This window comes from Paraclostridium benzoelyticum, from assembly GCF_001006285.1.
GTDB classification, from domain to species: Bacteria; Bacillota; Clostridia; order Peptostreptococcales; family Peptostreptococcaceae; genus Paraclostridium; species Paraclostridium benzoelyticum.
The window spans coordinates 1-1,029 of the sequence record NZ_LBBT01000102.1 but is presented as its reverse complement, the minus strand read 5'-3'; the positions used below and the strand labels follow the sequence as shown (position 1 = coordinate 1,029).

Sequence of the window (1,029 nt, the reverse complement as noted above, 5' to 3'; positions counted from 1 at the left end):
TAATATATATTTATTAAAATTATATATTTTATATTATCCTATTAAAGATACAGCATCAGCACAAACAAAGTAAACCTTGTTTTCTCCTTCATTACCAAGTACTATTACATTACCTATGCTACCAAATACTTCAGCACCTTGTAAGCTTAAAGATCCTGCTGTTAATGTAGCAGTACCAGTTATATTTCCACCTGCTAATTCTTTTAATATACCTTCATTACAACAGCATTCTTCACACTCAGGGTTGCAATCATCTTTTTCACAGTCTTTACCAAGTAAGCATTTAAACTTATGTCTAACAGCTTGGTAGTACGTAATTTCAGAAGTAGTGCATCCTGGGATAAGGCCTGGAAGTGTTTGGAAAGCTACAGCTTTTAGATTACATAATGATGCTAAGTCTACATTAGGAAGTGTAGCAAGTAAGTCTATTAGTACATCAATAACAGGTGCTATTACATCTTCTCCTAAAAGTATTATAACTTCAAGAAGATCTATTAATGGCTGTAATCCAGGAATACCAAGAGCTGTTAAAGCGTCTACAATAGATTGCAATAAACCTATAGGGTCATCTACAGGTAGTGGCACTGGATATAATGCTCTACCACTTATATCTATAGTATCACATTCGCAGCCTGGTAATTTATTTAAAGAACCGTCAAGTATAGCAGATAAGTTATCTATTTTTGCATTAGGCAAAAGACCTAATAATACTAATGGACTTCCAACAACAAAGAAATCTGTAATGAAAGCAAAAGCATTAAAATCTACATTTTCTCTTATACCTTCACAACTTAATAGTTCTAAAGCTTTTTTCATACTAGGCTTACAGCAGCATTCTATATGCTTTTTCTATGGATAATGTTTATTTTGATTACAATAATTTATTTCTTTTTTAGGGTACTCTTTTTTTTCACACTTATTGCAGTTACATTTTTCATATTCGCAACAATTCATATATCTATTATTTTCGCTCAATGGATTGCACTCCTTTATATTGATTAATATATAGAGATTAAGTTTTTCTCTATA

The 1,029-nt window shown here is 31.2% G+C and carries 2 protein-coding genes; both read right to left on the bottom strand.

The features are described from left to right. Positions 1-33: 33 nt before the first annotated feature. Positions 34-840 (bottom strand): CotA family spore coat protein, encoded by an 807-nt coding sequence (locus tag VN21_RS04530; RefSeq protein ID WP_305071800.1) that lies wholly within the window; start codon positions 838-840, stop codon positions 34-36. 9 nt (positions 841-849) lie between these two features. Beyond that, positions 850-975 carry a hypothetical protein gene (locus tag VN21_RS19200; RefSeq protein ID WP_264303189.1) on the bottom strand — a complete coding sequence of 42 codons (126 nt, stop codon included), beginning with the start codon at positions 973-975 and terminating at the stop codon, positions 850-852. Positions 976-1,029 lie beyond the last annotated feature (54 nt).